We start from the raw sequence: 6,218 nt of genomic DNA on the forward strand, positions 1-6,218 counted from the left end.
TCATGTTTCAAATGCGCCAATTGCTCCTCATGAAGAAAAAACGAGAGCTTAGTGAGTATAAAGCCATATATATGATTAAAGACTATTTTCTGCTTTTATTCCAAACTATACAAAAAAACACCCAAGAGCTATCAAAGGTGTTACTTCGCCTGTTCAATCTCCTGCAGCAAGACGGGCGAAAATCTCATCGATATGAGAAAAAAACGGTCTTTGATATATTAGGTGTCGTTTACAATTGTACAATGTCTGAAAATCAAGCCGCTTAATTCAAAAAAGTGAAACCCGTTAGGGTTTATTTCGTATGCAAATCTTTCAATCATCTACACTTTCCCTTTAGAAAAAAGAAACAATCTCGCTTAAAATTGACTTTACATAAGCTTAGCTTGATAGCGATGTGGCGGTACCCCAATCAGAGGAAAACAGAATAGATCGCAGTGATTACCTCTATTTGTCTTGCGTTTTTAACTATGGGCTGGATAGTTACGAAGAAGAAAAGATTAGGCGACTATACCTAATCCTTTTCCTTTTTATCATTACATTTGCTTTGTATATCGAGTTATTTTCATAGAATCTTGGTTAAATAATTGCAAATTCTTTTTATCATAGTTTTGTACTTTGTACTTAAGGTCTTTATGAATAACTTCTGCTTCCTGACCATTTACAAATTGTTTGTCGATATGTAATCGTAACTCTTTGGATGGAACATCATAAGTCCATGTACCTTCAATGTGGTTACCTTTCTTTGGATAATCTCCATATAGGTAAACTTCAAACTGTTTTGGATTACCACCTTTTAAGATAAGAGAAGGTTGGAAACCGTTTTTCGTTTCAAAACCCCAGTTAGCAATTAACTCTGTTCCATCTACTACGTTCTTTTCTACTGCTTCAAGGTTAGTACCTTCTTTATTATCCAACTCGTTTAATTGAGCTTCTGTTATTGCTCTGTTAGGAGAGCCTTCTGTGAAACCAAGTTCTTTTATGAATTTAAACCAGTACTCGTCACCTTTCTTGATTTCATTATCAGACTCTTCTAGTAATTCTTTATCAGTTCTACCCCCTTTAGGCATTTCTTTTCTAGAAAATACTTCTTTCGATAGTTTCATTGCCTTTGAGAAGTGTTCCATTGAACTCTCTACATCTTTATGGACGTCTGCATACTCTTTAGGAGGGTCAACTTCATCAAACATATCAATTGTTCTTTCGAGTCGTTTAATTCTATCTAGAATCGCTTCCCTTGTAGTAGTGTTATCCGAGATATGACTCAGTTCATTGTTGTATGCTTTAAAGTCATCTTCTAAATACTTACAATAAGTATTGATATCTCGTTTATAAAACTCAGCAGGTACTTTATGAGTTTTAGCTACTTTCTTCGATTCTTGTTTCTCTTCTTGCTTGGCTTCGGCTTTTTCTTTTATCTTGTCTTCCCCACCACACCCTGTTAAGAGTATGATAGGGAGTGCTATGGATAATACCTTATTCGGTTTCATAACATATACCCCTTTAAGTAAATTTATTGTAATATTGCTTTACTGTATTCTTTAGCTATTCTTTCAGATGTTTCTACCCATAAGTTACCTGCTTCAGTTATAATCTCTAAAGCCTTATTTGAATTTTTAGGGTCTGGCTTTTTAATGTAGTCTATTTGATATTGGAAACCAGTACTGTACATCTGCATAGCTTTATCAACGTCTTTATGTACCTCTTCGAATTCTTTTGGTACTTGTAACTCTCTAGCTTGTACTGATAAGTCTATTGATTCTTCTGCTAGTTTTATATACTTATGCTTGTTATGGAATGGAAGGTCTTCTCCTTGAAGTAGATTATCCATCTCCGTTACCTTATCTTCCATTTCTAAAGCTATGTCTGAAAGAGAATTAATGTACTCTTCGATTGAATAATCACCTACATCTACAGGTTTCACTTTATCCGCCTTACTTTCTTGTAGTGGTTTGCTTTCTGATTTGATGATTACTTTGTCAGGAGAACAACCACCGAACAATAATAGGAGTGGAATAGTAACACCTATTAGTTTCTTACTCTTCATTTCTCCTACCCCTTTAATTGAATGGTTATTTACGTCTCTCTGCTTCTATTGTATTACCTTTACCGTCTGTCATTTTTAGAGAACCTGCTCTTAAAAATTCAAGTTTATACTCTACAAATGCATTTGTATTCTTTGCATCTATCTTCTTACCGTCTTTTACAAACTCAGTAGGTAACAAGGTAACTTGTTTCTTGTCTGCATCGAAAATCCATGTTCCTGTCATATGGTTATCTTCATAAGAAGTTTTACCTGTATCATCATAAGCGGTAAATGAATTATCTTCACGGAAGTCTAAGCCCTTATGAAACTCAGAACCTTTGTAATTACCCCACTCACCTAGTAACTCCTTGCCGTCTTGAGATACTTGTACACTGTCATCGTCAGAACTAGAAGTTGAAGGCTTATCAAATTGTACGCCTGTTTTCTTACCAAGTTCGTTTGCTTGGTCTAATTGGGCGTCTTGTAGTGGTGCATATCCTTTTTGCCAATACTCATTACCTTCTTTAATTAAGTCCATTGACTTTTGAGACTTGCTTCTGTCTTCCTCTGTAATTTTACCTTTGCCGTTTATAACTTCAACCTGCAATGCATAGGCTTTACTATAACAGTCTACAGCTTTTAGAATTTGTTTATGTGAGTCTACAAACTCTTTTGGTGGTGCTACCTGTTTAAACTTAGCAATGATTTTCTGTAACTCAGACTCTTCTTTTATGATCTCTTTCTTTAAAACCTTTTCATCTTTGTCTTTATCCATTGCTATCTCAGTTATAACCGTGATTTGATTCACTAACTCAGAAGATAACTTTGTCATACGTAGTGGATACTTCTCTTTTGACAACTTCTCCTTTGTCTCTTCTTTAGACTCTACTTTCTCTTTCGGCTTTGCCTCTGTTTTATCAGTTCCACAACCTACTAACAACATGAACGGTACTGCTAATGTTACTAGTTTCTTCGCTCTCATACATCATACCCCTTATTCTGAATGAGTTTTAATTATTAGTTTGTTTTACTTGCAATACTCTTTGTTGCTTCTTCGAATAACTTTGCACCTTGATGTGACTTTGTAATTGATTCTTTCAGTTTACTTTCACTCTCTTCACCTACTGCATCTGAAAGGAGTTGGAATGCATCATAGTATAAGTCCATTGATTCTTTTATCTTGTCATGCTCTGTTTTCAGTTCAGTTGGTGGTTCAAGATACTTTATTTTTCTTACATATGCTTGTGATCCACCTGTTACAAGTTGTATTTCACTCTTCTTTAAGCTTACTGATTTAATGTCTGATTTTGCTGAGTCTTCAATCAATCGTAGTGTTTCGTCTATTTTATTTGCATTGTCTAAAATATCTTGCTTGTATTTGTCAACTTCTGAACCAGTTACCTTACTAGAAGAGTTGGAAGAACTAGTAGAGTTAGAAGTACTTGACTTACTTGTCTCCTTATCTTCACCTTTTGCTACAGATAAGCTATCCTCTTTCTTGCTATCAGTTGACTTACTCTCTTTTTCAGAAGTCTTACTCTCTTTTTCTATCTTTTGCGTTTCTTCTTTCTTTGGTTCAGCTTTCTTATCATCAGTTTCAATTGTAATACAACCACTCAATAACATAACTGGTAACGCTAAACTTACTAATTTCTTTGCTTTCATGATTCCTAATACCCCTTTATTTATAAAATTTAGTGCAAACAAGTTAATATACTTAACTAAGAAATTTTCCCCGAATAATTTCTTAGAAACTACTATCCATAGATTACCTGTATATTCATAATCTTTCCATATATCATTTTACAAAGAATTACAAATATGGTCAAAGGTATTTATATAGTCTTTAAAGGTAAATTTATTAAATGAAAAGAAAAGTTTTATTTTTAAACCTTTTCTAATACGATCAATTGTTCATTTTCTAACGAACAAATTACAAACGAAGGTTGAGTCGTGAACGTCGATTCATCGTTATTACAACAAAACAAATGTGAAGAGGCCGATCAATAATGAAGAAAATTAACCTACTTATTGCCGGGGTGCTAACTTTAGGGTTAGTCGCTTGCGGTACAGAAGAAACAGAAGTCAAAACAAAAAAAGAAACGAAGAAAGCAGAAGAACAACAATGCCAAGAACGAGAAAGATACAATAAAATAATAGTTGAATGGGAGTCCAATACATATTATTAAAATTAAAGTGGTTCAAGTCGGAGGAAGGCACCTTAGGGTGTCTTTTCTTTATTTTCAAAAGGACCTGCTCAATTAATACGTAAAAACATAAGGTAAAGTGAATCCATTAAAATACATGAGTGACCTTAATTTCCCCCTCCTACTCAAAGGAGAGATTAAAATGGGCTTTGGTGGTAGTTGCAGTAGTTGTGGCGGTGGCTTTGCTTTATTAGTTGTATTATTTATTTTATTAATCATTGTTGGAGCTTCTTGCTTCTGCTAAAAAACTATCAGAAAAGGCACTCTTATAAGAGTGTCTTTTCTTTATGGGGTACTGACGGCAAAACGCGGATTTTATACGCTAAGAATATGTAGGATTTCATGCAGGCTACGAGAACGGTTTGAACTGCCAAATGCTGTTGTGACAGGAATGTATGAAATCTTTCATACAGAAAGGGACCGGAAAGCTAGAAAACTCTTGGTATGAATAGATTTCGGGGATTGGGTTACTACTGATAATGTTACGTTATGTCAACCTCACATGTATAGAGTATACAGTCAAAAAGGGACAATACATCGCTTCTTCTAAATGGTACAATTAGGAAAAAGGGGAAAGAATATGTACGATTACAAATTCGTGAAAGTCGAAATTGATGGATGGAAAGGGCAACCTAAAGAAGATTATAAACGTATTATTACCGAACATGCTGAAGATGGTTGGGAATTTGTTCAAGTCCTTACTCTAACAATGGCAGGATACACGAGTTCTTTGGAGATTATCTTCAAACGAACCAAATAACTCCTTTCAAAAACAAGAGAGGTTTGCTGTAATAAACAATAGGAGGAGAGATATGAATTTTTCTTCAAATAATAATCAGGTGTGCACCTTTAGTGACCTATTGGACACACTTGAAAAGTTGCCTAAAAAGCAAGAGACGATACTTGTTGGAATTGATGGATGCGGAGGTTCAGGAAAGAGTACATTTGCTAATACATTACAGACCATAAAACCCACTGTAACAATTGTTCATATGGATGATTTTTATTTTCCTTCTTCCCAAATCTTAAAAGGAAGTCCTGATTCTAAACCCATCGGGGCTGATTTTGATTGGAATCGCTTATTAAAACAAGTCATTCACCCTCTTAGTCAAAACCAAGATGGTTATTATCAACGTTACGATTGGAATATAGATAAATTGGCAGAATGGCACTTAGTTCCTACTGGTGGGATTGTTATAATTGAGGGTGTTTACGCCCTTCGTAAAGAACTTGAACATACATATGATTTCAAAATTTGGGTGGATTGTCCTCGCGAAATTCGACTTGCGAGAGGTGTTGAAAGAGATGGAGAAGCAGCTCGTGATATATGGGAACATAATTGGATGATTTCAGAGGATATTTATGTAAGAAAACATAGACCTGATGAAAAAGCAGACCTTGTCATAAACGGGACAACATAAATCCTATGCAACTTCCGCTTTCGAGAATTATGTAAATGAGCTGTCCATATGGGCGGCTTATTATATTTTTTGTTTAGTGTGGGGTTTTTCCAAAACGCTGGCGATACGCCGGGAAGAATGTATTTCTTAACTTGCTGGCGATGCGGAGATACCTCTAAGGGTTCTTTTTTTGTTCCATTTAGTTTGGATCTCTTACGAAAAAAAGACCACTTACGGAAATCCGTGGTCTTTTTCTTATTTCATTTTAGAAGGATATTTCCAATCCTGTTTTTTCTTAGAAACAGTTGAAGGAATTTCTCTTTTTTTATTTTGCTTTTCCATATTTTTTAACGATGTATGCACTTGTTCTTTTACTTCTTTTAGCTCCAGTTTCATTTCCATAAGTAACCGTAAAATAGCATCTCCTTTATGGGGTACCGCCACACATCCATCAACTTAACGTATATTTTTATACAAAATGCGGTCTTTCCACGTAGTTTTTATTATCTTTTATAGATGTTATAAAAGTAGGCACATCAAATAAACCCTGACGGGTTTCAAATTTTTCGCTATGCTACCTGATGGGCA

9 protein-coding genes and 1 pseudogene are annotated in these 6,218 nt (G+C 34.9%); 5 read left to right on the plus strand and 5 right to left on the minus strand.

From position 1 onward, the window contains the following. Positions 1 to 266 (plus strand): annotated as a pseudogene (locus MR065_RS26640) (IS4 family transposase); the annotation flags it as partial. Between the two features lie 267 nt (positions 267 to 533). On the opposite strand, the gene MR065_RS26645 reads toward MR065_RS26640, so the two are convergent. The 4 genes from MR065_RS26645 to MR065_RS26660 are packed head-to-tail and all read right to left on the minus strand — an operon-like array spanning position 534 to position 3,688. Beyond that, positions 534 to 1,487: a DUF3994 domain-containing protein gene (locus MR065_RS26645; RefSeq protein ID WP_242215692.1), complete on the minus strand. Its 954-nt coding sequence runs from the start codon at positions 1,485 to 1,487 to the stop codon at positions 534 to 536. A 23-nt stretch (positions 1,488 to 1,510) separates the two neighbouring features. Continuing rightward, the gene (locus MR065_RS26650) at positions 1,511 to 2,044 is read right to left on the minus strand and encodes a DUF7018 domain-containing (lipo)protein (RefSeq protein WP_242215693.1); all 534 of its coding nucleotides are present in this window, start codon (positions 2,042 to 2,044) and stop codon (positions 1,511 to 1,513) included. Between the two features lie 25 nt (positions 2,045 to 2,069). Further along, complete coding sequence (locus tag MR065_RS26655; RefSeq protein ID WP_242215694.1) at positions 2,070 to 3,005, minus strand: DUF7018 domain-containing (lipo)protein; 936 nt, start codon at positions 3,003 to 3,005, stop codon at positions 2,070 to 2,072. Between the two features lie 35 nt (positions 3,006 to 3,040). Further along, a complete protein-coding gene (locus MR065_RS26660; RefSeq protein ID WP_242215695.1) occupies positions 3,041 to 3,688 on the minus strand; it encodes a hypothetical protein in 648 nt (215 codons plus the stop codon). A gap of 344 nt (positions 3,689 to 4,032) precedes the next feature. On the opposite strand from MR065_RS26660, the gene MR065_RS26665 reads away from it, so the two are divergent. From MR065_RS26665 to MR065_RS26680, 4 genes are all read left to right on the plus strand, one after another. Beyond that, the gene (locus MR065_RS26665; protein ID WP_002201545.1) at positions 4,033 to 4,212 is read left to right on the plus strand and encodes a hypothetical protein; all 180 of its coding nucleotides are present in this window, start codon (positions 4,033 to 4,035) and stop codon (positions 4,210 to 4,212) included. Between the two features lie 160 nt (positions 4,213 to 4,372). Further along, on the plus strand, positions 4,373 to 4,474 hold the full coding sequence (locus MR065_RS26670; protein ID WP_000505688.1) for a YjcZ family sporulation protein: 102 nt from the start codon (positions 4,373 to 4,375) through the stop codon (positions 4,472 to 4,474). 336 nt (positions 4,475 to 4,810) lie between these two features. Continuing rightward, positions 4,811 to 4,990, plus strand: a complete 180-nt coding sequence (locus MR065_RS26675; protein WP_002171665.1) for a DUF4177 domain-containing protein — start codon at positions 4,811 to 4,813, stop codon at positions 4,988 to 4,990. Positions 4,991 to 5,042: 52 nt separating this feature from the next. Then, entirely contained in the window at positions 5,043 to 5,651 is a 609-nt protein-coding gene (locus tag MR065_RS26680) for a uridine kinase family protein (protein WP_242215696.1), read from the plus strand. A 234-nt stretch (positions 5,652 to 5,885) separates the two neighbouring features. Here the strand turns inward: MR065_RS26680 and MR065_RS26685 are convergent, their stop codons facing one another. Then, the gene (locus MR065_RS26685; protein ID WP_242215697.1) at positions 5,886 to 6,074 is read right to left on the minus strand and encodes a hypothetical protein; all 189 of its coding nucleotides are present in this window, start codon (positions 6,072 to 6,074) and stop codon (positions 5,886 to 5,888) included. Positions 6,075 to 6,218: the final 144 nt, after the last annotated feature.

It is taken from the genome of Bacillus cereus group sp. BfR-BA-01383 (assembly GCF_022663495.1).
GTDB lineage: Bacteria > Bacillota > Bacilli > Bacillales > Bacillaceae_G > Bacillus_A > Bacillus_A cereus_AU.